The organism is Nocardioides proteolyticus, from assembly GCF_051280635.3.
Taxonomy (GTDB): Bacteria; Actinomycetota; Actinomycetes; order Propionibacteriales; family Nocardioidaceae; genus Nocardioides.
The window spans coordinates 23,720-47,031 of the sequence record NZ_JBNBPO030000012.1; the positions used below are offsets into that span (position 1 = coordinate 23,720).

Annotated in this window: 20 protein-coding genes; 3 read left to right on the plus strand and 17 right to left on the minus strand. The window is 73.0% G+C overall.

The annotated features are described in order from the left end of the window. The first annotated feature begins 34 nt into the window (after positions 1–34). Positions 35–973: an alpha/beta fold hydrolase gene (locus tag ACPOLA_RS09025; RefSeq protein ID WP_435770083.1), complete on the plus strand. Its 939-nt coding sequence runs from the start codon at positions 35–37 to the stop codon at positions 971–973. Positions 974–1,000: 27 nt separating this feature from the next. On the opposite strand, the gene ACPOLA_RS09030 is transcribed toward ACPOLA_RS09025, so the two are convergent. From ACPOLA_RS09030 to ACPOLA_RS09070, 9 genes are all read right to left on the minus strand, one after another. Beyond that, complete coding sequence (locus tag ACPOLA_RS09030; RefSeq protein WP_435770084.1) at positions 1,001–2,131, minus strand: FAD-dependent oxidoreductase; 1,131 nt, start codon at positions 2,129–2,131, stop codon at positions 1,001–1,003. Next, on the minus strand, positions 2,128–3,012 hold the full coding sequence (locus tag ACPOLA_RS09035; RefSeq protein WP_435770085.1) for a DUF1295 domain-containing protein: 885 nt from the start codon (positions 3,010–3,012) through the stop codon (positions 2,128–2,130). Before ACPOLA_RS09035 ends, ACPOLA_RS09030 begins: the two co-directional genes overlap by 4 nt. Before the next feature lie 35 nt (positions 3,013–3,047). Further along, positions 3,048–4,637 (minus strand): glutamine-hydrolyzing GMP synthase, encoded by a 1,590-nt coding sequence (gene guaA / locus ACPOLA_RS09040; protein WP_435770086.1) that lies wholly within the window; start codon positions 4,635–4,637, stop codon positions 3,048–3,050. A gap of 92 nt (positions 4,638–4,729) precedes the next feature. Further along, positions 4,730–5,782, minus strand: coding sequence for a hypothetical protein (locus tag ACPOLA_RS09045; RefSeq protein WP_435770087.1), 1,053 nt, complete (start codon positions 5,780–5,782; stop codon positions 4,730–4,732). A gap of 394 nt (positions 5,783–6,176) precedes the next feature. Beyond that, positions 6,177–7,895: a GMC oxidoreductase gene (locus ACPOLA_RS09050; RefSeq protein WP_435770088.1), complete on the minus strand. Its 1,719-nt coding sequence runs from the start codon at positions 7,893–7,895 to the stop codon at positions 6,177–6,179. Further along, entirely contained in the window at positions 7,895–9,532 is a 1,638-nt protein-coding gene (locus ACPOLA_RS09055; protein WP_435770089.1) for a succinic semialdehyde dehydrogenase, read from the minus strand. The genes ACPOLA_RS09050 and ACPOLA_RS09055 overlap by 1 nt, the downstream gene beginning before the upstream one ends. A gap of 88 nt (positions 9,533–9,620) precedes the next feature. Continuing rightward, the gene (locus tag ACPOLA_RS09060) at positions 9,621–11,075 is read right to left on the minus strand and encodes an aldehyde dehydrogenase (protein WP_435770090.1); all 1,455 of its coding nucleotides are present in this window, start codon (positions 11,073–11,075) and stop codon (positions 9,621–9,623) included. A gap of 12 nt (positions 11,076–11,087) precedes the next feature. Beyond that, positions 11,088–12,269 carry an Rv3169 family protein gene (locus ACPOLA_RS09065; RefSeq protein WP_435770091.1) on the minus strand — a complete coding sequence of 394 codons (1,182 nt, stop codon included), beginning with the start codon at positions 12,267–12,269 and terminating at the stop codon, positions 11,088–11,090. After that, positions 12,269–13,414 carry a phosphotransferase family protein gene (locus ACPOLA_RS09070; RefSeq protein WP_435770092.1) on the minus strand — a complete coding sequence of 382 codons (1,146 nt, stop codon included), beginning with the start codon at positions 13,412–13,414 and terminating at the stop codon, positions 12,269–12,271. The genes ACPOLA_RS09065 and ACPOLA_RS09070 overlap by 1 nt, the downstream gene beginning before the upstream one ends. Before the next feature lie 119 nt (positions 13,415–13,533). Between ACPOLA_RS09070 and ACPOLA_RS09075 the strand changes: the two genes are divergently transcribed. Next, positions 13,534–14,121 (plus strand): TetR/AcrR family transcriptional regulator, encoded by a 588-nt coding sequence (locus ACPOLA_RS09075; RefSeq protein ID WP_435770093.1) that lies wholly within the window; start codon positions 13,534–13,536, stop codon positions 14,119–14,121. Positions 14,122–14,178: 57 nt separating this feature from the next. On the opposite strand, the gene ACPOLA_RS09080 is transcribed toward ACPOLA_RS09075, so the two are convergent. The 7 genes from ACPOLA_RS09080 to ACPOLA_RS09110 are packed head-to-tail and all read right to left on the minus strand — an operon-like array spanning position 14,179 to position 21,294. After that, on the minus strand, positions 14,179–15,501 hold the full coding sequence (locus tag ACPOLA_RS09080) for an ABC transporter substrate-binding protein (protein WP_435770094.1): 1,323 nt from the start codon (positions 15,499–15,501) through the stop codon (positions 14,179–14,181). After that, positions 15,498–16,622, minus strand: a complete 1,125-nt coding sequence (locus tag ACPOLA_RS09085; protein ID WP_435770095.1) for a branched-chain amino acid ABC transporter permease — start codon at positions 16,620–16,622, stop codon at positions 15,498–15,500. Before ACPOLA_RS09085 ends, ACPOLA_RS09080 begins: the two co-directional genes overlap by 4 nt. Beyond that, the gene (locus ACPOLA_RS09090; protein WP_435770096.1) at positions 16,622–17,500 is read right to left on the minus strand and encodes a branched-chain amino acid ABC transporter permease; all 879 of its coding nucleotides are present in this window, start codon (positions 17,498–17,500) and stop codon (positions 16,622–16,624) included. The genes ACPOLA_RS09085 and ACPOLA_RS09090 overlap by 1 nt, the downstream gene beginning before the upstream one ends. 11 nt (positions 17,501–17,511) lie before the next feature. Next, positions 17,512–18,216: an ABC transporter ATP-binding protein gene (locus ACPOLA_RS09095; RefSeq protein WP_435770097.1), complete on the minus strand. Its 705-nt coding sequence runs from the start codon at positions 18,214–18,216 to the stop codon at positions 17,512–17,514. Continuing rightward, positions 18,216–18,986, minus strand: coding sequence for an ABC transporter ATP-binding protein (locus ACPOLA_RS09100; RefSeq protein WP_435770098.1), 771 nt, complete (start codon positions 18,984–18,986; stop codon positions 18,216–18,218). The genes ACPOLA_RS09095 and ACPOLA_RS09100 overlap by 1 nt, the downstream gene beginning before the upstream one ends. After that, positions 18,983–20,098, minus strand: a complete 1,116-nt coding sequence (locus ACPOLA_RS09105; RefSeq protein ID WP_435770099.1) for an acyl-CoA dehydrogenase family protein — start codon at positions 20,096–20,098, stop codon at positions 18,983–18,985. The genes ACPOLA_RS09100 and ACPOLA_RS09105 overlap by 4 nt, the downstream gene beginning before the upstream one ends. Continuing rightward, positions 20,095–21,294: an acyl-CoA dehydrogenase family protein gene (locus tag ACPOLA_RS09110; protein WP_435770100.1), complete on the minus strand. Its 1,200-nt coding sequence runs from the start codon at positions 21,292–21,294 to the stop codon at positions 20,095–20,097. Before ACPOLA_RS09110 ends, ACPOLA_RS09105 begins: the two co-directional genes overlap by 4 nt. Before the next feature lie 237 nt (positions 21,295–21,531). Between ACPOLA_RS09110 and ACPOLA_RS09115 the strand changes: the two genes are divergently transcribed. After that, positions 21,532–22,164 carry a TetR/AcrR family transcriptional regulator gene (locus ACPOLA_RS09115; RefSeq protein ID WP_435770101.1) on the plus strand — a complete coding sequence of 211 codons (633 nt, stop codon included), beginning with the start codon at positions 21,532–21,534 and terminating at the stop codon, positions 22,162–22,164. 40 nt (positions 22,165–22,204) lie between these two features. Here ACPOLA_RS09115 and ACPOLA_RS09120 read toward each other — a convergent pair whose 3' ends face one another. Beyond that, a complete protein-coding gene (locus ACPOLA_RS09120) occupies positions 22,205–23,311 on the minus strand; it encodes a GuaB3 family IMP dehydrogenase-related protein (RefSeq protein WP_435770102.1) in 1,107 nt (368 codons plus the stop codon). Position 23,312 lies beyond the last annotated feature (1 nt).

Consider the following 23,312-nt stretch of genomic DNA (forward strand, 5'->3'; position numbering starts at 1 on the left):
GTTGCGTCGGCCGCTGTGGGGCACCGTGGACCTCGTGACCACCCAGCTGGCCTCCTGGCCGTCGGTGACCGACACCCACCTCGACGTGCGCGGCCGCCGGGTGCGCGCCCTCCGCGCGGGCGGCCGGCGACGCACCGGCGCCGAGCCGCAGCTGCTCGTGCACGGCCTCGGCGGCTCCTCGGTCACCTGGGTGGAGGTGATGGAGGGCCTCGCCCGCCGGGGCCCCGTCGTGGCGGTCGACCTCCCCGGCTTCGGCCGGACGCCGAGCCACGACGACGACCCGCTCACGGTGCCGGGCTACGTGCGGTTCGTGCTCGACGTGGCCGACACCCTCGGCTGGGACTCCTTCACGCTCCACGGCAACTCGATGGGCGGCCTGATCGGCACCCTCCTCGCCGCCGACCACCCGCAGCGCGTCGACCGCCTCGTGCTGGTCTCCCCCGCGCTGCCGCCCCGGACGCCGCTGGGCCTGCTGAGGCCGAGCCGCGCCACGATCGACGGCATGGTCCCGGTGGCCGTGTCGTCCTTGACCGCCGTGGCGCTCGGCGCGGTGGGTCTCGCCGGGCCCGGGCTCGCCGAGCGTCGCAACCGCGCGATGCTCAAGCTCATCTATCCCGACCCCGACGGCGTCGACCGCGCGGTGCTGGACCTGATGGCCGCCGACTTCGCCGAGGACGTCGAGGGCGTGGACCGGCGCCGGGCCCTGCTCACGGCGACCCGGTCGATCTCCGCGCTGTGGGCCGACCCCCGGAGCACCTGGCGCGCGGTCCGCCGGATCCAGGCCCCGACCCTCGTCGTCGGCGGCACCCAGGACGCCCTGGTGCCGGCGAAGGTGCTGCGCGCCGTGCTGGCGCGGCGGCCGGACTGGGAGGGCCACGTGCTCGACGACCGTCGGCACGCGCTCATGCTCGAGGATCCCGACGCCTACCTGGCGATCGTCGACCGCTGGCACACCGGCGCGGCGGCCGCCTGAGGCCGCTGGCTGGGCGTGCTGCTGGACTCAGGGGCGAGCCGGGCGCACGCCCTTGTAGATCCCGCGGCGGACGATCCACGGCTGGAGCACCCGGCCGACCGACCACGCCGGGAAGCGGAAGGGGGGGCCGGATGGCGCGAAGACCTGGAGCCCGTCGGGCTGCGGGCCGAGCACCGAGCCCCAACGCGAGCGGGGCGCCCGGAACTCCCGCAGCGGCCGGTCCGCGAGCAGCGCCCGGACGTTGCCGGCCACCAGCCGGTCGGCACGGTTGCGGGCCGAGGACCGGAGGGGGTCGGTGGCCGCAACGTCGCCGACCGCCAGGACCCGCGGGTCGGCGACCGTCTGGAGGGTCGGCCGGACCCGGACGAACCCGTCCTCGTCGAGCAGCTCCGGCGGGAGCCAGCCGGAGTTGGGCCGCACCCGGCCGACCGCCCACAGCACCGCGTCGGCCGTGACCGCCCGCTGCCCGGTCGACCACGCGACCGTCCCGCTGGTCACCCGGTCGCACGCGAACCCGTCGGGCACCACCGCCCGGTGCCGCGGGTGCAGCAGCACGCCGGCCGCGTCCAGCCGGCGTCGTACGTGCGACCAGACCCGCGGGTGGTGGGCAGGGAGCGCCCGCTCGCCCGGGAAGTAGAGACCCACCCGCTTGTCCGGCCAGCGCGTCGCGAGCTGCAGCGCGCCGCCCACCGCGGCGGCGCCGCCACCGACCACGACGATCGTGTCGGCCGCGGCGAAGAACTCGTGCTGCGCGGAGAGGGCGGCGCGGACCTGCTCCGGCGTCTGCAGGTCCGGACGGCGCCACAACCCGTTGCTCACGCCGGTCGCCACGACGAGGACGTCGTACTCGACCGTGCGGGTCGCGCCGTCGGGCAGCTCGACCCGCACCGACCGGGCGGAGCGGTCCAGGCCGGTCAGCGTGCCGTGCACCGTGCAGACCCGGTCGAGCCGGCGGAAGCGGTCGAAGCCCACGCAGTAGTCGCGGGCCCACTGCTCGGGCCGAGCGAGCCGCAGGCCGAGCTCCTGCCCGCTGACCAGCCCCGGCTTGCTGGAGATCCCCACGACGTCGACGTGCCGGGAGAGGTGGATCGCGGTGAGCAGGCCGCTGTCGCCGAGGCCGGCGACCACGACGCGGGAACGACCGGCGCGCGCGGTCACCCGGCGGTCCGACGTCGCGGTGGACGCGGGAGGAGCCTGGGCACCCGGTCGATCACCTGCTGGTACGACGGGCGCCGCTCCAGGCTGCGCGCCTCCATCATCGGGATGCTGGCGCCCAGGAACATCGCGACCATCGCCACGGTGCCGAGCGAGAGCCACCACCAGTCACCCGGCGAGGTCGCGATGCCGAAGAGCGCGAGCGAGAGCCAGAAGCCGATCTCGCCCAGGTAGTTGGGATGGCGGGACCAGCCCCACAGACCCCGGTCCATCACCTCGCCGGGGCGGCGGGTGCGCACGAACCGGTGCATCTGCACGTCGGCCACCGCCTCGAGCGCGACCGCACCGAGCCCGACCCCGAGCGCGACGCCGTCGAGCCAGCCGACGTCGCGGCCCGGCCGGGTGAGCGCCACGTAGGCCGGCACGAGGCCGAGGAAGACCTGCAGGGTGGGCACGAGGTGGATCGCGAACAGGTCGACCAGCAGCTCCCACCGGCCGGCCCGCTCCCGCAGCAGCGGGTAGCGCCAGTCCTCGTGGTGCAGCCCCGGGAAGGTGTGGACCCAGTTGGCCGTGAGCCGCACCGCCCACACCACGACGACCGCGGTGACGAGCCACGACCGCACGTCGGTGGCGGGTGCTCCCCCGGCGATCCACCAGTAGAGGACGAGGTACGGCGGCAGCACGCTCCAGTAGGCGTCGTAGAAGCTGGAGTTGCGATGCACCCTGCTCGCGACGAACATCACGAGCGTCGCCAGCACGTCGGCGACCAGGGCGTCCAGCCAGAGCCGGCCGGTGTCCGGCCCGGCGACCAGCCAGGCGGTGGCCACCCCGAAGGCGACGACGTACGCCGCACCGACGCGCGCCAGCGACCCCGCCCTGCTCACCGGGCGAGCATACAAGAACGTGTTCTAGTTCCGGGTCACTCCCACTCGATGGTGCCCGGCGGCTTGGACGTGATGTCGACGGTGACCCGGTTGATCTCGCGGACCTCGTTGGTGATCCGGGTGGAGATCCGCTCGAGCACCTCGTGCGGCAGCCGCGCCCAGTCGGCCGTCATCGCGTCCTCTGACGTCACCGGCCGCAGCACCACGGGGTGCCCGTAGGTGCGGCCGTCGCCCTGGACGCCGACCGAGCGGACGTCGGCCAGCAGCACGACGGGGAACTGCCAGATGTCGCGGTCCAGGCCGGCGCGGGTGAGCTCCTCCCGCGCGATGGCGTCGGCCTCGCGCAGGATGTCGAGCCGCTCGCGGGTGACCTCGCCGATGATCCGGATGCCGAGGCCCGGGCCGGGGAACGGGTGCCGCCAGACGATGTCGGGCGGCAGGCCCAGCTGCTCCCCCACCAGGCGGACCTCGTCCTTGAACAGGGTCCGCAGCGGCTCGACCAGCTCGAACTCGAGGTCCTCCGGGAGCCCGCCGACGTTGTGGTGGGACTTGATGTTGGCGGCGCCCTCGCCGCCGCCGGACTCGACGACGTCGGGGTAGAGAGTGCCCTGGACGAGGAACCGGACCTTGGACCCCTCGGGCGAGCCCTCGATGATGTCGGCCTCGGCCGCCTCGAAGGTGCGGATGAACTCCCGGCCGATGATCTTCCGCTTCGTCTCCGGGTCGGTGACGCCGGCGAGCGCGTCGAGGAACTGCTTCTCCGCGTCCACGACGACCAGGTTGGTGCCCGTGGCTGCGACGAAGTCGCGCTCGATCTGCTCGGTCTCGCCCTTGCGCATCAGCCCGTGGTCGACGTACACACAGGTCAGGCGGTCGCCGATCGCCTTCTGCACGATCGCCGCAGCGACGGCGGAGTCGACACCTCCGGAGAGCCCGCAGATGGCGCGCCCGTCGGGACCGATCTGCTCGCGGATCCGCTCGATCTGGTCCTCGGCGATGTTGCCGATGGTCCAGGTCTGGCGGCAGCCGGCGATGTCCCACAGGAAGTGCTCGAGCACCTTCTGGCCGTGCTCGCTGTGGAGCACCTCGGGGTGCCACTGGACGCCGGCGAGCCCGCGGGCGACGTCCTCGAACGCGGCGACCGGGGTGGACTCGGTGGAGGCCAGCACCTCGAAGCCCTCGGGCGCCGCCGTGACCGAGTCGCCGTGGGACATCCACACCTTGTGCTCGAGCGGGATGCCGCCCAGCAGCGTGCCGGGGTGGGCCACGTGGACCTGGGTGCGGCCGTACTCCCGCGCACCGGTCGCCGACACCGTGCCGCCCAGGCCCTGCGCCATCAGCTGGAAGCCGTAGCACATGCCGAAGACCGCTCGGCCGGCCTGGAAGAGGGCCGGGTCGAGCGCCGGCGCACCGGGCTCGTAGACCGAGGACGGGCCGCCGGACAGGATGATCGCCTTCGGGTTGCGCGCCACCATCTCCGCGACCGGCATGGTGTGCGGGACGATCTCGGAGTAGACCCGCGCCTCGCGCACCCGGCGCGCGATCAGCTGCGCGTACTGCGCGCCGAAGTCGACCACCAGGACCAGGTCGTGCTCGTGCTCGGTGGTCTGCTGGGGCGCCGTCATGCCGGAATCCTACCGGCGGCGCGGCCGCTCCCCTGCACCCCCGACGCACCTGACCAACGCGTTGGGTCCGCGCCGGAGAACCAACGCGTTCATCAGGTACGACGACCGCCGAGCCGCCTCCGCAGCCAGATGGCACGGGCCTCGTCGTCGAGGGCCCGCCGGGCGGCGACGGTGGCGGTGTCGACCCACCAGGACGGCGGGCGGAGCGTCCAGCGCCGGACGGTGGACCGGCGCGCGGCCGCGCGGGCGTAGGCGCCGTCGAGCCGCCGGAGGAACCCGCGGGGATCCCTCCGGTCGCCGGCCATCATCGCGACCGGCTCGATGCCGAGCGACCGGAGCTCCTCCTCCCGGTCGAGGTCGCGCCGCCGTGGCTCGTCGCCGTCGTGGACGGCGCCGTTGTACTCCCCCGCCACCGCGTGCTCGGGATCGAGCAGGTCGGGAGTGGCCAGATGGCTCCCGTCGGGGCCGAACAGCGGCGGGTTGCACAGGAGCGGACCGTGGCGCCGCTCGCGCTGCCAGGTCAGCCGCATCACCGTCTCCTGCGGCGACCAGGAGTTCTCCCGGGCGAGCGGGAGCGCGGCCCGGAGCCTCCGCACGCCTGGCCGCGAGCCGAGCCGCGCGACGTAGTCACCGAAGGAAGCCAGGTCGACGAGGTCGGCGTACGCCGCCATTTCGAGCGCGACCACCGCGTCGACGAGGGAGCGCGCCCGACGGATCTCGTAGCTCACCGAGCGCTGCGCCGACGTGACCGGCAGGCCGTCGACGCACTCGACGTCGTCGGCGAACAGCCAGTCCTCGCACAGCAGCACCCCCTGGCGGGGGGCGACCGTCCGGTTGTCGCCGAGGGAGAGCGGCACCGGCAGCGGTGAGCCGTCGGCGGAGGTGCCGTCGAACCACGGGGCGTGCCGCCATGCCAGTGCGGCCCATCCGGTCGCGGCCGAGCCGCTCGGCCCGCCGGCCACCGCCTCGACGATGCGCTGCTCGGTCCTGGTGCCATCGGTGCCGCTGGGGACGTAGAGGCCCTTGGCCACCCGCCGCCAGCCCTTGCCGCGCACCTGCTGGGGCGACGGCCGACCGCCGGTCCGGTCGCGGTCGGGCCGCACGGGCGCGACGATACCGTCGCGGGTCAGGTCGAGCTCAGGCACGCTCCGAGGATGCGCCGGCGCGCGACGCGGCCGCGTCGGCTCTCCACAGGCCCGGCGTCGTACCTGATCAACGCGTTGGTTCTGCGGCGAGGAACCAACGCGCAGGTCAGGTGCGACGCAGCGGCGCTGCCCCGAAAAAGTCTGGCCCGAAAAGCACCAGGACCCGGCCGGGGAGGGAGGGTGGCCGGGTCCTGGTTGTCCACGCAGCTGATGGACAGTGCCTGGACCGAGCCCGGGTTTTCGGGAGGGAGCGTGAATCTCCGGGCTCGCAGTATCAACGAGGCGTCCCACGGGGGGTTACGGCGCGGTCTGACAACTTCCGAAGAAGTTCTCGGCGGGCCCGAGCGGTCCAGACCACCGGAGGTCGGGCGGGGGGTCGGGACCGCTCGAGAGGTCAGCTCACGCCGACGACCGGGAGGCGCAGGGCCGCCGGCGCGTCCGCTGGTACGACGGGCGCCTTCGGCGCCACCGGCTGGAGCCGCTCGTAGCCCGTGCCGAGCGCGGGGCGGGGGTCGGTCTCGCCCTTGTTGGGCCAGTAGGCCATCGCCCGCTCGGCCTGGGCCGTGATCGTCAGCGACGGGTTCACGCCGAGGTTGGCCGAGATGGCCGAGCCGTCGACCACGTGGAGACCGGGGTAGTTGTAGACCCGCTGGTAGGGGTCGATCACGCCGGTCTCGGGACTGTCGCCGATGGTGCATCCACCGATGAAGTGCGCCGTCAGCGGCCGGTTGAACGGCTCACCGATGTTGCCCCCGGGGGTGCCGCCCTTCATCTTGGCCGCGATCCGGCGCACCGCCTCGTTGCCGGCGGGGATCCAGGTCGGGTTCGGCTGGCCGTGGCCCTGGCGCGAGGACAGGATCCACTTGCCGGCGACCTTCTTCGGGAAGACGGTGATCGAGTTGTCGACCGCCTGCATCACCAGCACGATCACCGTGCGCTCGGACCAGTGCTTGAAGTCGTAGAGGTCCAGCACCCGGCCGCGCTCCTTCCACAGCTCCGTGAGCCACGACCTCCAGCGCGCCACGTCGCCGTCGCCGTCGGTGAGCACGGTCTGCATCAGGGACATGAAGTTGTGGCCCTTGCCGTAGCGCACCGGCTCGATGTGGGTGACGTCGTCGGGGTGGAACGAGGACGTGATCGCCACACCCTCGGTGTAGTCCGTGGTGTCGCCCTTCGGCGAGAGCGCGCCGAGGATGGACTCGGAATTGGTGCGGGTCAGGAAGCCGAGCCGGTCCGAGAGCCGCGGCAGCGACCCCTCTGCCTTGAGCCGGTGCAGCAGCTTCTGGGTGCCCAGCGAGGCCGCGGAGAAGACGACCTGCTCGGCGGTGAAGGTCTTGACGGCGCTGCGCCGCGACAGCTTGGCCTTGGTCCAGCGCGCCGTGACCTCGTAGCCGCCGTCCGGCAGCGGCCGTACGTCGGTGACGGTGGTCAGCGGGTGCACCACGGCGCCGTTCTGCTCGGCGAGGTAGAGGTAGTTCTTGACCAGGGTGTTCTTGGCGTTGTGCCGGCACCCGGTCATGCACTCCCCGCAGTTGATGCAGGTGTTGCGGCGGGGTCCGGCGCCCCCGAAGTAGGGGTCCTCGACCTCGGTGCCCGGCGCCTGCTCGGGGCCACCGAAGAACACGCCGACCGGGGTCGGGTGGAACGTGTCGCCCACCCCCATCTCCTCGGCGACGTCCTTGATGATCCGGTCGGCAGGGCTGACGTTGGCGTACTGGGTGACGCCGAGCATCCGCTTGGCCTGGTCGTAGTACGGCGCCAGCTCGGCCTTCCAGTCCGTGATGTGCGACCAGCTGGGGTCGCGGTAGAAGGCGTCGAGAGGCTCGTAGAGGGTGTTGGCGTAGACGAGGGACCCGCCACCGACCCCGGCACCGGCCACGATCATGCAGTCCTTGACCGCGTCGATCCGCTGGATGCCGTACATGCCGAGCTCGGGCGCGAAGAGGTACTTGGGCAGGTTCCAGTTGGACTCCGCGAAGTCCTTGTCCTCGAACCGCGCGCCGGCCTCCAGCACCGCCACCCGGTAGCCCTTCTCGGTCAGCCGCAGCGCGCTGACCGAGCCGCCGAAGCCGGACCCGATCACCAGGACGTCGTAGTCGAACTCCCCCGCCATCAGGCCCTCCCCAGCTTGTCCATCAGCCGCAGCGACGCGGTCATCATCTTGGCGTAGGTCTCGTCGGACATCCCGAGCATCGGGGCGAACCGCAGCAGCCGCTGCGTCGCGACCGACTGGGTCTCGGTGTAGCGGTGGATGCCCTCGGCACCCTGCCGCCGGCCCATCCCGGACTCGCGCATGCCGCCCATCGGGGCGTCGATGCTGGCGAAGGTGGCGCCGAACGCCTCGTTGACGTTGACCGTGCCGCACTTGATCTGCCGCGCGATCGCCCTGCCGCGGGCGCCGTCGCGGGTGTAGATCGAGGCGTTGAGGCCGTACTCCCCGTCGTTGGCGCGGGCGATCGCGTCGGCCTCGTCGTGGAACCGGTAGAGCGAGACCACCGGACCGAAGGTCTCGTGGCCGAAGCAGGTCATCTCCGGCGTGACGCCCTCGAGGATCGTCGGCTCGAAGAAGTACGGCGCCAGGTCGGGCCGGGCGGTGCCGCCGGCCAGGACGCGGGCGCCCTTGGCGACGGCGTCGTCGACGTGGGCCTGGACCGTGCGGAGCTGGTCCTCGGAGATCAGGGTGCCCATGTCGGCCTCCCAGGACAGGGTGGCACCGAGGGTCAGCGCCTTGGTGCGGGCGACGAAGCGCTCGACGAACCGGTCGTAGACCTGGTCGGCCACGAACATCCGCTCGGTGGAGACGCACAGCTGGCCGGCGTTGGAGAAGCTGGCGCGGACCGCACCCTCCGCGGCACGCTCGATGTCGGCGTCGCGGAGCACCAGGATCGGGTTCTTGCCGCCGAGCTCGAGGGAGCAGCCGATCAGCCGCTCGGCGGCCTGGCGGGCGATGATCCTGCCGGTCGCGGTGGAGCCGGTGAAGCAGATGTAGTCGGCGCGGTCGATGATCGGCGTGCCGAGCTCGCGGCCCGGCCCGGCGACGACCTGCCACAGGTCGCGCGGGAAGCCGGCCTCCTCCAGCAGCCGGGCGCCGAGCAGTGCGGAGAGCATGGTCTGCGCGTCGGGCTTGGTGACCACGGCGTTGCCGGCCAGCAGCGCCGGGAGGCCGTCGCACAGCGCCATGGTGAACGGGTAGTTCCACGGCGAGATGATGCCGACGACGCCCTTGGGCACGCGGTTCTGCTCGACCCGGGTCAGCACCGGCATCACGCCGGGCTTGCGCTGCGTGGCGAGGTGCTGGTGGGCGGTGCGGGCGTAGTAGCGCGCGGTCAGCGCGATGTGGATCGGCTCGTCGAAGGCGTGCTTGCGCGCCTTGCCGGACTCCAGCTGGACGAGGTCGATGATCTCGTCCTGCCGGTCGAGCACGATGTCGTGCAGGCGGTGGACGATCCGGGCGCGCTCCTCGATCGACACCCGGGCCCAGGCCGCCTGCGCGGTGCGGGCGCGCCGGAACGCCTCGGCGACGTCCTCGGCGCTCGACTGCGGGATGTTGGCCAGCGGCGCGCCGTCGATCGGCGAGTGGACCTGCGCGGTGGTGCCGGTGGTGGCGAGGATCCGGTCGGTCAGCCGGGCGACGTACTCCGGCTCCAGGGCGTACGACGCCCGGGGGTCGTGCTCGGGGTCGTGCGGACCGCCGACGGCCGGGTCGAGGGGTCCACCGGAGGCACCGGGACCGGAGATCGCTTCGCTCATGGAGCGAGCCTAGGTGAGCGTCGTCACTCGTCGCTACCGATCGGTAGCCGATGTGGTGCTTTACACATCCATATCGAGTGTCAAGCGCTCACATCGGCGGCGCCGACAGGTACACCGACTTCGACTCGGTGTACTGCGCCAGGCCCTCCGGACCGAACTCCCGGCCCAGCCCGGAGGCCTTGAAGCCGCCGAACGGCGCCGCGAAGTCCATCGTGTAGGTGTTCACGCCGTAGGTGCCGGTGCGCACCCGGCGCGCCACCTCCACGCCGCGGTCCTGGTCGGTGGTCCAGACGGTGCCGGCCAGGCCGTACTCGGAGTCGTTGGCGATGCGCACGGCGTCGGCCTCGTCGTCGTACGGGATCACCGAGAGCACCGGGCCGAAGATCTCCTCCTGCGCGATCCGCATCCGGTTGTCGACGCCGGCGAACACGGTGGGCCGGACGTACCAGCCCCGGTCGAGCCCGTCGGGGCGGCCGTTGCCGCCGGTGAGCAGCCGGGCGCCCTCCTCCTGACCCAGGGCGATGTACTTCTCCACCCGCTCCTGCTGGCGCTGGGCGACCATCGGCCCGATCTCGGTGGCCGGGTCCATCGGGTCCCCGACCCTCATGCCCCCGATCGCCTCGGCCAGCGCGGCGGCGAAGGCGTCGTGCCGCTCGCGGCTGACCAGCACCCGGGTCTGGGCGACGCAGGCCTGCCCGGAGTTCATCACGCCGAGGAACTTCAGCCCCTCGATGGCCGCCGCCTCGTCGGCGTCGTCGAGCACGATCGCCGCGGACTTGCCGCCGAGCTCGAGGGAGACGCGCTTGAGCTGTTCGCCGCAGATGGCGCCGATCCGGCGCCCGGCGGCGGTGGAGCCGGTGAAGGCGACCTTGTCCACGCCGGGGTGACGCACCAGGTGTTCGCCGACCTCGCGGCCCCCCGCGACGATGCTGACCACGCCCTCGGGCACGCCCGCCTCGACGAGCAGCTCGGCGAGCAGGTAGCAGTCGAGCGGCGTCTCCGGCGCCGGCTTCACCACCACGGTGCAGCCGGCGAGCAGCGCAGGCACGACCTTGGACAGCACGGTGAACTGCGGCACGTTCCACGGCGGGATGGCCGCGACGACGCCGACCGGCTCCTTGCGCACCATCACGTCGCCGCCGAGCGCTCCCGGCCGGGTCGACTCCCAGGGGAACTCCCGCGCGATCCCGAGGAACGCCTCGATCTGCATCCACGGTGCGGGGGCCTGGGCGAGGCTGCTGAACGAGATCGGCGACCCCATCTCGGTGCTGATCACCTGCGCCATCTCGTCGAGGCGCGCGGCGTAGAGCCCGGAGAGGTTCTGCACCACCTCGATCCGCTCCTCCGGGCGCATCCGCGGCCACGGCCCCTCGTCGAAGGCCTTCCGTGCCGCGGCGACGGCGGCGTCGATGTCGGCGGTGGTGCCCTCCGGCACCCGCGCCACGACCTCCTCGGAGTGTGGCGAGACCACCTCCAGGACCTGGTCGCTCGCGGGCTTGGCCCAGGTGCCGCCGATGAAGAGTGCGTCACGGTCGAGAGTCATGGGAGTTCCTTCCTAGGGAGCCAGGTCGAACCAGTCGGTGAAGCCGCTGGGGTCGTGGCGCCCGAGCGCGCCGTGCTCGAAGAGGCCCCAGCCCTCGGCGCCGTCGGCGCCCGGGCCGTGGGCCACCGCGTGGCCGACGTGGTCGATGACGCCGAACATGACCCGGCCGGCGACGGCCGGGTCGTCGAGGTCGTAGGTACGGCGCTCGGTGAACCCGGCACCCTTCCAGACGCCGTGCGTCCAGTCGGAGTCGCCGCCGTAGCCGCCGCCGACGTGGATCGGCACCGCGAGCTTGGAGGTCACCTCGAGCACCAGGTCCTTGCCCTCCGGCGTGGTGCAGTGGATCGTCGCCCCGGTCGGGACGCGGGTGCCGGAGGTGTAGCGGATCTCGACCCGGGGCCAGCCGAGCTGCTCGACGCGGCCGTCCCTCCAGACCCGGGTGCAGTCGTTGAGGGTGCGGAAGCCGTCCGGGGTCTCCTGGATGATCAGGACCACGCAGAAGTCGTCGAAGCGCATCGGGACGTAGAGCCACCACATGCCCTCGAACGCCGGGTCCGCCGGCTTGCCGCCCTGCACCGGCTCGCCGACCGGGCGGATGCCCCACGAGCGGTCCCGGGTGCCGACCCAGCGGTCCGGCGTGACCGCGATGTCCTGGCCGTCGACGTTGACGACGCCCTCCCAGGTGCCGACCTGCGCGAAGCGCTGGGCGTCCAGCGTGGTGCCCGAGCCCTGCCGCATCACGTGGGGCAGCTCCTGGACGACGTCGAAGGAGCCCTCCCAGGTCAGGTCCAGTGCGACGCCCTCGGTCTCCTCCATCACGATGCGGATCCGGCGCAGTGGCTCGAGGACGTCGATCCGGTAGCTGCCCACGGTCTGCGCCATCCGGTCCGCGCCGCGCGGGTCGGCGGCGTCGCCGAGGTGCACGGCGGTCTGCTCGGCCCTGCCGTCGACCTGGCGGCGCAGCAGCACGAACGCGTCCTTGGTGCCGAGGTTGGGATAGAAGCCGAGCCCGGTGATCAGGAACAGGTCGCCGGTGCGGTCGTGGGCGTTGAAGTAGCAGCGGTCGTAGAAGTTGCGGTCGCTGCTGCCGGCCCACGCCACCGGCCGGGGCAGCTGGTGGATCGGGTACTCGTCGAGCGGTCCGAGGCCGACGTACTCGCCGTGGAGACCGCCGCCGCCCGCCGCTGCGCTCATCAGGCACCCACCTCGGCCAGGAGCCGCTCGAGGAGCGGACGGTGGTGGAAGACCGCCTCCGGGTCGTCGGGACGCTCGATCTCCCCGAAGTGGATCTGCCGGGCGCTGGTCCGCAGGAAGACGCAGCCCCAGAGGACAGCGCAGTGCAGCTGGTGCCAGGTGAGGTCGCCGACCTCCACCCCGGTGAGCTCGCGGTACGTCGCGCGGACGTCGTCGACCCGCAGGAAGTCGGGCATGCCCGGCAGGCCCATCATCCCGGTGATCTCCTGGAAGACGCCGTGCGCGAAGACCATCCACGCCAGGTCCATCTCGCGGGGCCCGAGCGTCGCCATCTCCCAGTCGAGGACGGCGACGGGCGTGAAGTCGCGGTACATCGTGTTGCCGATCCGGGCGTCGCCCCAGACCAGCACCGGGTCGTCGTTGCGCGGCAGGTTCGCCTCGAGCCAGGACAGTCCGCGCTCCAGCAGCGGTGAGGGCGGGCTGCCCCCGGGCGCGTCGAGCGCGTACTGGTACCACGACTTGGTCTTCGCGAGGTTGCGCGCGAGGGTCGTCGGGCCGTCGTGGCCGGCGGTCCCCGGGTCGAGGAAGCCGAAGGTGGCGCCCGGGTCCGGGATGCCGTGCAGCTTCGCGAGCACCTCGACGCTGTTGCGCTGCAGCCGCCGCTGGTCCTCCGGGGAGGCGTCGAAGAGCCAGTTGTCACCGAAGGTGTAGGGCAGCACGTCGGGCGGGACCAGCCCGTCGATGCGGTCCATGAAGAAGAACGGCGTGCCGAGCACCTCGCCGGTCGGCTCCATCCAGCGCACGGCGGGCACCGGCACGTCGGAGCGCTCGCCGGCGAGCCGCATGGCGTCGTACTGGTCCTGGAGCCGGTACTCCGGGAAGACGGGCAGGTCCTCGGCCGCCGGTGCCACCCGGGCGACGTACTCCCCCGTGCGGCGCTGCCCGTCCTCGGTGACGGCGACGTCGACGATGACCGTCTCGCTGGACATGCCGTTGCTGTCCACCCCGGCGTGCAGGGTGACCACCGGATCGGCTCCCGCCGGGAGGATCCCGGCGAGCCACTCCTCGAGCCGGTCGTGCACCGTCTGCTGGTCGCGGCTCGAGCGCTGCAGCGTCATGTCTGCGGGCGGTGGGGACTGGGTCACGGCATCCTCCTGCTCAGGCCTGAGCCTGTTAGAACCTGTTCTAGTTGTCAACGGCGCCTGTGACGCGGCTCACTCGGTCCGCGTTACGATACGACGAGTATCGGAATAGGGGAATGCCCGTGAGCCAGAAATCCGGGAGCCGCCCGGTCGGCCGTCCGCGTGACCCGCGCATCGAGGCGTCGGCCCTGGCGGCCGTGCGCGAGCTCCTCGTCGAGCAGGGGTACGCCGGCGTCACCGTCGCCGCCGTCGCAGAGCGGGCCGGCACCACCAAGGCGGCGCTCTACCGTCGCTGGCCGGCACTGCCCCACCTGGTCTACGAGGCGGCGTTCCCCTCCGAGCTGCTCGCCGCGATGCGCCTCGGGGACGACCTCCACGCCGACCTGGCCCGCATCGTCCGCGGGACCAGGGACGCCCTCGGCACGCCGGTCGCCGCGGCGGCCCTGGCCGGGCTGCTCCCCGAGTTCGCGACCCATCCGGAGCTCCACACCGCGCTCTTCGGCCGGTTCGCCGGGGTGTTCGGCGCACTCGACGACCGACTGCGCAGCGCCGCCGTCGCCGGTGAGGCCGACGTCGGCGTCCAGGCGGCCGACGTCCTCCGCCTGGTCATCGGCGCGACGCTGGTCGGGCTGCTGCTCGACCCGGGCGAGCTCGACGACGACTGGGTCGAGCGGACCGCGACCATGCTCGCCCGAGGCGTCCGGCGCTGACCGCGGCCCACGGGCGAGTGGTGGCGGCCGGCGGGGCGCCGACCGCCACCGGCAGGCTCACTCGGGGACGCCGCTCTCCGGCGGCGCGTCCTGCGCGGCGCTGTCGTCCTCGGTGACGTCCGCGTCCCCGATGTCGGTGGTCCACACCGGCGTCAGCTCCTCGCCCGTGCCGTTCTCGATCCGCACGACCGACATCCCGGAGATGCCGAGGTGGCTGTCCTCGGAGTAGCGGAACGGAGCGAGGCCGGGGCCCTCGAAGCCGGCGCCCTCCTCCTCGAGGGCGTCGACGATGCCCTGCCGGGTCAGGTCGTCGCCCGCCGCGGCGAGCGCCTGGGCGAACGTGTACGCCTGGGCCATCCCGTAGATGCGGTAGTTGGTGAGCGGCTCGTCGTTCCCGTGCTCGTCCCAGACCTTCTGCCACAGCTGCACCCAGGGGTCGTCCGGCGCATCGACACCGGCGAGGTACTCGGTCGTCATCACGCCGTCGAGCAGGGCCGAGCCGTCCTTGACCTGACCCTTGGAGAACTCCGCCAGCAGCCCGCCGACGAGAGCGGGGTCGGAGCCGACGTTGCTGTAGAACCACTGCGGCTCGAAGCCGAGCTTGAGGGCCGTCAGCTGGGTCAGCGCGGTGTACGACGGCACGTTGAAGCCGATCACCAGCTCGACGCCGGCCTTCTGCAGCGCGGCGAGCTGGGGCGCCACGTCGGTGTTGCCCGGGGTGTACTTCTGCACCTCGACGACCTGGTCGTCGATGAAGCGACGGACCCCCTTCTCACCGTCGGCGCCGAAGTCGTCGTCCTGCAGGAAGAGTCCGACCTTGGCGTCAGGCATGTTCTCGGCGACCCACTTGCCGATCACCTTGCCCTCGCTCTCGTAGTCGGTCTGCCAGCCGAAGGTCCACGGCTTCGAGGCCGGGTCGTCGCCCCACTGGAGCGAGCCGCTCGACACGAAGAGGTCAGGCACCTCCTCACGGTTGAGCTTGTCCACGACCGCGGCGTGCGTCGGCGTGCCGAGCCCGGCCACCACGCCGAAGACCTCCTCCTCCAGCAGCAGCTGGTCGGTGACCTGCGCCGTGCGCGTCGGGTCGTAGGCGTCGTCCTTGTAGACGAACTCGATCTGGCGGCCGTTGATGCCGCCGTTGGCGTTCACGTAGTCGTAGTAGGCCTGGTGGCCGGTGGGGATCTCGCTGTAGCCGGGCGCGGCGACGCCGGTCAGGGGGAAGTGCGAGCCGATCTTGATCGTGTCGTCGGTGATCCCGACGACCGAGCCCTCCTCGGACTCGGCCTCCTTGCGGTCCTCCCCGGCGCCACACGCGGTGACCAGGGCGAGGCTGGTGAGCATGCAGGCGGCTCGGGCCGCCCTGCGGGCCTTGCTTCTCATGGTTGTTCCTCCTCGGGTGACACGGTCGGGTGGCCGTGGGTCTGGGGCGCCGGGACGGCGGACGGGACGGGATCGGCCGGCAGCGCGCGCTCGCGGCGCCGGCGGCGGAGGTCGCGGACGGTGCCGACCAGCCCGGCCGGAGCGAGGATCACGACGAGCACGAGAGTCAGGCCGTAGACGACCGGCGCCACCTCCGCGGCGCGGGTCTGGTCCAGTCCCGCGCCGACCCCGGCGTCGGTCACGATGCGCTGCAGGAAGGTGAGCACGAACGCGCCGATGAGCACCCCGGAGAGGCTGCCGAGCCCGCCGAGGACGATGACGCTGACCAGCGTCAGGGAGAGCGTGAGCCCGAACGACCCCGGGCCGGCGTAGCCGAACCGCAGGGCCAGCAGCGCCCCGGCGAGCCCGGCACAGGCGGTGCTCACCACGAACGCCAGCACCCGGGCCCGACCGAGGTGCACCCCGGCCAGCTCGGCCGCGACGTCGTCGTCGCGGACCGCCGCCCACAGCCGGCCGGTGCGGCTGCGCATCAGGTTGGCGAGCACGATGAACGTGACGATCAGCGACGTCCACGCGAGGTAGGCGACGAAGCGAGCGCTGTCCAGCGGGTTGCCGGTCAGGAAGAAGGCAGCGTCCAACAGCCAGGGCGGCGTCTCGGGCAGGTGGATCGTCTGGCCCTGGGGGCCGCCGAGCGCGTCGAAGGACTGGGCGATGCCCGGCACGGCGACCGCCAGGGCCAGCGTCGCTCCGGCGACGTAGGGCCCGTGCAACCGGGCGGCGGCGACGCCGACGAGGGCACCGAACGCGACGGTGACCAGCACCGCGGCCAGGAGCACGACGAGAAGGGGCGGACCCGAATTGGGCTCGGCCAGGAACCACGCCGTGGTGTAGGCGCCGACGGCCATGAACGCCCCGTGGCCGAGCGAGAGCTGGCCGCTCACGCCGGTCAGCACGGTGAGCCCGCCGGCCGCGATGGCGAGGTAGGCGACGTCGGTCAGCTGGGTGACCCGGAAGTCGCTGGCCGTCTCGAGCACCACGACCAGGAGGAGGAAGGAGGCCAGCCCGAGGCCGAGGTGGCGCAGCAGCGGGACCTGCGCCCAGCGGGTGAGCACCGCGCGCATCAGACCCTCCGCTCCGCGGTCGCGCCGAACAGCCCACCGGGCCGGACGAGCAGGACCGCCATCAGGATCAGCAGCGCCGTGACCGAGACCAGCTCCGAGCCGACGTACCCGCTGACGAAGCTGAGCGACATGCCCAGCAGCAGGCCGCCGACCACCGAGCCCGCCGGGCTGTCGAGGCCACCGAGGACCGCCGCGACGAAGCCGAAGATGACGACGCTGTCCATGTAGCCGGGATGGATCAGGTTGCCGCCGGCGATGAGCAGGCCCGAGAGCGAGCCGACCACGGCGGCGAGCGCCCAGCCGACCGTGAGCATCCGCCCGACGTCGACGCCGAGGAGCCGAGCGACCTCCGGCGCGAAGGCCGCGGCGCGCATCTTCAGGCCGAGGTCGGTGTAGCGGAACAGGAGCACCAGGGCGGCCATCACCACGCCGACGACCACGAGGGTGAAGATTCCGAAGCCGGTGATCGGGATGGTGCGCCCGCCGACCTCGATCCCGCTGACCCCGAACGGGGCGCGGAAGGCCTCGTAGCTGGAGCCGAACACGATGGCCGCGATCCCGTGGATCGCGACGAAGAGGCCGAGGGTGACGATCACCGCGTTGAGCTCGCCCTTGCCCTCGACCGGGCGGATGACGACCCGCTCGACGAGAGCGCCCAGCACCAGGCCGGAGACCAGCGCCGCGGCGAAGCCCAGCCAGTAGGAGTGGCCGGCCTGGATGATCACCAGGGCGACGTAGGTGGTGAGCATCGCCATCGGCGCCTGGGCGAAGTTGACGATCCGCGTCGAGCGCCAGATCAGGCACAGGGCGAGGGCGAACGCCGCGAAGACCGCCCCGAGGGTCAGGCCGTTGAAGGCGGTGGCGAGGAGCTGTTGCACGGCGACTCCGATCAGAACCCGAGGTAGGCGTGGCGGAGCTGCTCGTCGGCCGCCAGCACGTCGGCGCGGTCACTGGCGACGACCCTGCCGAGGTTGAGGACGACTCCGCGGTCGGCCACGGAGAGGGCGCTGCGCGCGTTCTGCTCGACCAGCACCACGGTGAGTCCCTGCTCCTCGACCTGGGAGCGGACGAGCGCGAGGATCTGCGCGACGACCCGTGGGGCGAGCCCGAGCGACGGCTCGTCGAGCAGGAGCAGGCGCGGGCGCGCCATCAGCGCCCGGCCGATGACCAGCATCTGCCGCTCCCCGCCGGAGAGGGTGTGCGCGTCGGCCGACCGGCGCTCGGCGAGCCGCGGGAAGAGGTCGAACACCTCGTCGAGCGTCAGCTCGGGCGTGCCGGTCGTGCGGTGCAGGGAGCCGAGGCGCAGGTTCTCGGTGACGGTCAGCTCGGCGATCACACCGCGGCCCTCGGGGACGTGGGCGATGCCGAGCGGGGCCATCCGCTCGGGGGCGCGCCGGGTGAGGTCGGCGCCGTCCAGGAGCACCTGGCCGCCCACCGGCCGGACCAGGCCGGAGACGGTGCGGAGCAGGGTCGTCTTGCCCGCGCCGTTGGCGCCGAGCACGGCCGTGACCTGTCCCCGCGGTGCGACGAGGCTGACGCCGTCGAGCGCGGTGACGGCGCCGTAGCGGGTGGTGAGCTGCTTGACCTCGAACATCAGGACGCCTCGACCGCCTCACCGAGGTAGGCCGCGACGACCGCGGGGTCCCGCTGCACCTGCTCCGGCCTGCCGGCCGCGATCACCCGGCCGAAGTCGAGCACCGTCACCTGGTCGCAGACCTCCATCACCAGGTCCATGTGGTGCTCGACGAGCAGCACCGACATCCGCTCCCGCAGCCGCCCGATCAGCTCGCCCAGCTCGGCCATCTCCTCCTGGGACAGTCCGCTGGCCGGCTCGTCGAGGAGCAGCAGCTCGGGTTCGGCGACGAGGGCACGGGCGAGGGCGACCTTCTTGCGCACCGGATAGGGGAGGCTGCCGGGATGCCGTCCGGCGTACGACGCGACGCCGAGCTCCTCGAGCGCGGCCATCGCCCGCTGCCGGAGTCGCGCGTCGTCACGCGGCGCCCGGCCCGCACCCACGAGCGTCGACCAGAACCCCGCCCGCGCATGCCGGTCGGCGCCGACCATCACGTTGCCGAGGACCGGCATCCGGTCGAAGAGGCCGAGCCCTTGGAGGGTCCGCGCGATGCCTCGGCGGGCGAGCTCGTGCGGCCGGGTCGCCGCCCGCTCCTCGCCCTTCCACACGACCGTGCCGTCGTCGGGCCGGACGAAGCCGCAGGCGACGTTGAACAGCGTGGTCTTGCCTGCTCCGTTGGGCCCGATCAGTCCATGCACCTCGCCGGCACCCACCGCCATCGAGACGTCGCTGAGCGCGGTCACCCCGCCGAAGTCGACCGAGACGCCGCGCAGGGCGAACAGCTCGCTCATGCCGGCGCGGGGAGGTCGACGAGGACGGCGAGCCGGTCGCGGTGCGCGCCGGGCGAGCCGAGCGCGAGCTGGCCGGCCTTGGCCCGCTTGAGGTACAGGTGGGCCGGGTGCTCCCAGGTCATGCCGATGCCGCCGTGGAGCTGGACGGCCTCCTCCGCGGCCGAGACCGCGGCGTCGCTGCAGTACGCCGCCGCGAGGTGGACGGCCACGGTCGCATCCGGGTCGTCGGCCGCCAGCGCCGCCGCCGCGTGGCGCGCCACCGCACCCGCCGACTCCGCGACCACGTAGAGGTCCGCCAACCGGTGCTTGAGCGCCTGGAACCCTCCGACGACACGGCCGAACTGCCGGCGCTCCTTGAGGTAGGCCACGGTCGTCTCCAGGCACCACGAGACGATCCCCGCCTGCTCGGAGGCGAGCAGGCCCGCGCCCGCGAGGAGAGCGCGGTCGACGGCCGCCTCGCCGGTCGGCGCAGGCACGACGAGCTCGGCCGCGGCGGCCTCGAACCGCAGGTCGGCGAGCTGGCGGCTCATGTCGAGCGAGACGACCGGCTCCACCTGCGCCTCCGCCGCGGGCACCGAGCACACCGCGATGCCGTCCCCGGTCCGCACCGGCACCAGCAGCACGTCGGCCTCCACTGCGCCGGCCACGCTGCGGACCGCGCCGGAGACGGTGCCGCGGCCGTGCTCCAGCGGTGCGGGCGCTGCGCCCGGGCCGGCGGTGAACGGCACGGCCAGGGCCGCGCAGCCCTCGCCCGCCGCCAGGCCGCGCAGCAGCGCTCGCGCCGCGTCGGTGGCGCCCTCGGCGAGGAGCACCGTCGTGGCCACGACCGCACTCGTCAGGTACGGCGCCGGCGCCACCGCCCGGCCGATCTCCCCGAGCACGACGGCGGCCTCGCGGGCACCGGCACCCGCACCGCCGGCGGACTCGGGCACCAGGAGTCCCGCCAGGCCCAGCTCGGCGGCCAGCCCCTGCCAGAGCGGGTCGACGGCGGAGCGGTCGCCGTCGTAGGTCCGGCGGACGGAGTCGGCGTCGCTGCGCCGGGCGAGGAAGGAGGCGACCGTGTCGCGGAGGTCCTCCTCCTCGGGGCTGAGCAGCAGGGGGAGGTCGCTCACCGGACGGTCTCCTTCCAGGGCACGTCCTTGTCGGTGCGGTGCTCCGCCGGCAGGCCGAGGACCCGCTCGGCCACGATGTTGCGCAGGATCTCGGAGGTGCCGCCCTCGATCGAGTTGCCCTTGGCGCGCAGGTACCGGTAGCCGGCGTCGCGGCCGGTGAAGTCGACCTGCTTGGGCCGCACCATCGCCCAGCCCTGCTCGCTCTCGTAGCGCAGACCCTCCTCGCCCAGGAGCTCCACCTCCAGGCCGGACAGCTGCTGTGCCAGGCGGGCGAAGGTGAGCTTCATCGCCGAGCCCTCCGGACCGGGCTGGCCCACGGCGAGCCTCTGCCGCAGCCGCATCCCGCTCACCCGCGCGACCTCGGCCTCCACCCACAGCCGCAGCAGCCGCTGGTGGAGGTCGTGGGTGCGGCGGTCCGGACGGCTGCGCCAGGCGTCGGCGACCTTGCCGAGCATGCCGCCCTCGCGGGGCATCGGGATCCCGCCGATCGCGACCCGCTCGTTGTTGAGCGTGGCGTTGGCGACCTTCCAGCCCTCGCCCTCCGCGCCGAGCCGGTGGCTGTCGGGTATCCGGACGTCGGTCAGGAACACCTCGTTGAACTCGGCTTCGCCGGTGATCTGCCGCAACGGGCGGACCTCGACCCCGGGATCGGTCATGTCGCAGAGGAAGTAGGTCAGGCCCCGGTGCTTCGGCGCGTCCGGGTCGGTGCGGGCGACGAGGATCGCGAACCGGGCGTTGTGGGCCCCCGACGTCCACACCTTCTGGCCGTTGACCACCCAGCCGTCCCCGTCGCGGACGGCGCGGGTGGCGAGGGCCGCGAGGTCCGATCCGGCGCCCGGCTCGCTGAAGAGCTGGCACCAGACCTCCTCACCGGTCCACAGCGGCCGGAGGAACCGCTCCTGCTGCTCGGCGGTGCCGAACGCGAGGATGGTCGGCGCGGCCATGCCGAGGCCGATGCCGATCCGGCCCGGCTGGTTGTCGGGCGCGCCGGCCTCGGCAAGGAGGCGCTCGACGTCGTTGTGCCACTCCCGCGGCAGGCCGAGTCCGCCGCGGCCGACGGGGAAGTGCACCCACGCCAGCCCGGCGTCGTACCGCGCGCGGAGGAAGGCCAGCCGCTCGGTCGTCGCGGGATCGTGCTCGGCGAGGAAGTCCGCGACCCGCTGGCGCAGTCCGTCGCGGGTGATCCGGTCACTCATCTGCTCGTCCTGTTGTCGGGGGCTGGTGTCGGGGGCTGGTGTCGGGGGCTGGTGTCGGGGCTGGTGTCAGCCGGGTCCCCGGGGCCTCGGCCTCGGGCCACGGTCGGGCGAGCCGGTGACGGCCGCTCGACAGTGACTAAGCGCTTGCTTAGGATGTGGCGTCCGTCACCCTGCCTGGCCGGGGGGCTTCTCGTCAACCACCTGTCCGGCCGCGGCCGAGAAGGGAGGATGGGCATCGTGACTGCGACCGACCCGCCCGTCGCTCGGCAGGCGGGAGCGCGCCAGGCGCGCGCCGACGGCGCGCGGGCGCGGCTCCTGGAGGCAGCGGTCGCGGCGTTCGGCGCCAAGGGGTTCCACGGCACCACCACCCGCGACATCGCCGGCGCGGCCGGGATGAGTCCGGCGGCTCTCTACGTGCACCACCGATCGAAGGAGGAGCTGCTCTACCTGATCTCGGTGGAGGGCCACCAGCGGATCCTGGAGCTGCTCCGCGAGGTGGTCGCCGCCACCGACGGCCCGACCCGGCAGATCCGCGAGCTCGTCTTCCGCTTCGCCCGCCGCCACGCGCGCGAGCACACCTGGGCGCGCGTGGTGAACTACGAGCTCCGCGCGCTGGCCGAGGACCACCTCGCGGAGGTGATGGAGCTGCGCAGGCAGATCAACCGCGAGGTGCGCGCCGTGGTGGAGGCCGGTGCCGCGACCGGTGAGTTCACCACGGTGGCGGACGCGAGCATGACCACGGTGGCGCTGCTGTCGCTCGGCATCGACATCGCACGCTGGTACGACGAGGACGGCCGCTGGTCCCCCGACGAGGTCGCCGAGCTCTACGCAGGGCTCGCCCTGCGGATGGTCGGCGCGCAGCCAGCCTGACGGCGGCGCGGGAGCGCGACCGCCGCGGAGCCGCGGCGGCTCAGGCGGTCACGACCTCGACCCGCTGGAACTCCTTGAGCTCGGTGTAGCCGGTGGTCGCCATCGAGCGCTTCAGGGCACCGACGAGGTTCATGGTGCCGTCGGCGACCCGCGAGGGCCCGAACAGCACCTCCTCGATCGTGCCGACCTGCTCGAACCGGACCCGCTGCCCGCGCGGCAGGTCGGCGTGGTGCGCCTCGGCGCCCCAGTGGAAGCCGCGGCCGGGCGCGTCGGTGGCCCGCGCGAACGGCGAGCCCACCATGACCGCGTCGGCGCCGCACGCGATCGCCTTCGCGAGGTCGCCGGACTTGCCGATCGAGCCGTCGGCGATGACGTGGACGTAGCGACCGCCGGACTCGTCGAGGTAGTCCCGCCGGGCGGCGGCCACGTCGGCCACCGCGCTGGCCATCGGCACGGCGATGCCGAGCACGGTCCGGGTGGTGTGGGCCGCTCCCCCACCGAAGCCGACGAGCACGCCGGCCGCCCCCGTGCGCATCAGGTGGAGCGCGGCCTGGTGGGTCGCGCAGCCGCCGACGATCACCGGCACGTCGAGCTCGTAGATGAACTCCTTGAGGTTCAGCGGCTCCGCCTGGCTGGAGACGTGCTCGGCCGAGACCGTGGTGCCGCGGATGACGAACAGGTCGACCCCCGCGTCGGTCACGGTCTTGGCGAACTCCTTGGTGCGCTGGGGCGAGAGCGACCCGGCGACGGTGACGCCCGCGGCGCGCATCTCCCGCAGCCGCTCGGTGATCAGCTCCGCGCGGATGGGCTCGGTGTACATGGCCTGCAGGCGCCGGGTCGCCTCCTCGCCCTGGAGCCCGGCCACCTCCTCGAGCAGCGGCTCGGGGTCCTCGTAGCGGGTCCACAGGCCCTCGAGGTTGAGCACGCCGAGGCCGCCGTACTGCCCGAAGGCGATGGCCGTGCGCGGCGACATCACCGAGTCCATCGGCGCGGCGAGGATGGGCAGCGAGAACCGGTAGGCGTCGATCTGCCAGTCGACGCTGACCTCCTCGGGGTCGCGGGTGCGCCGGGAGGGCACGATCGCGATGTCGTCGAAGGAGTACGCGCGGCGGGCACGCTTCGCGCGGCCGATCTCGATGTCGCTCACC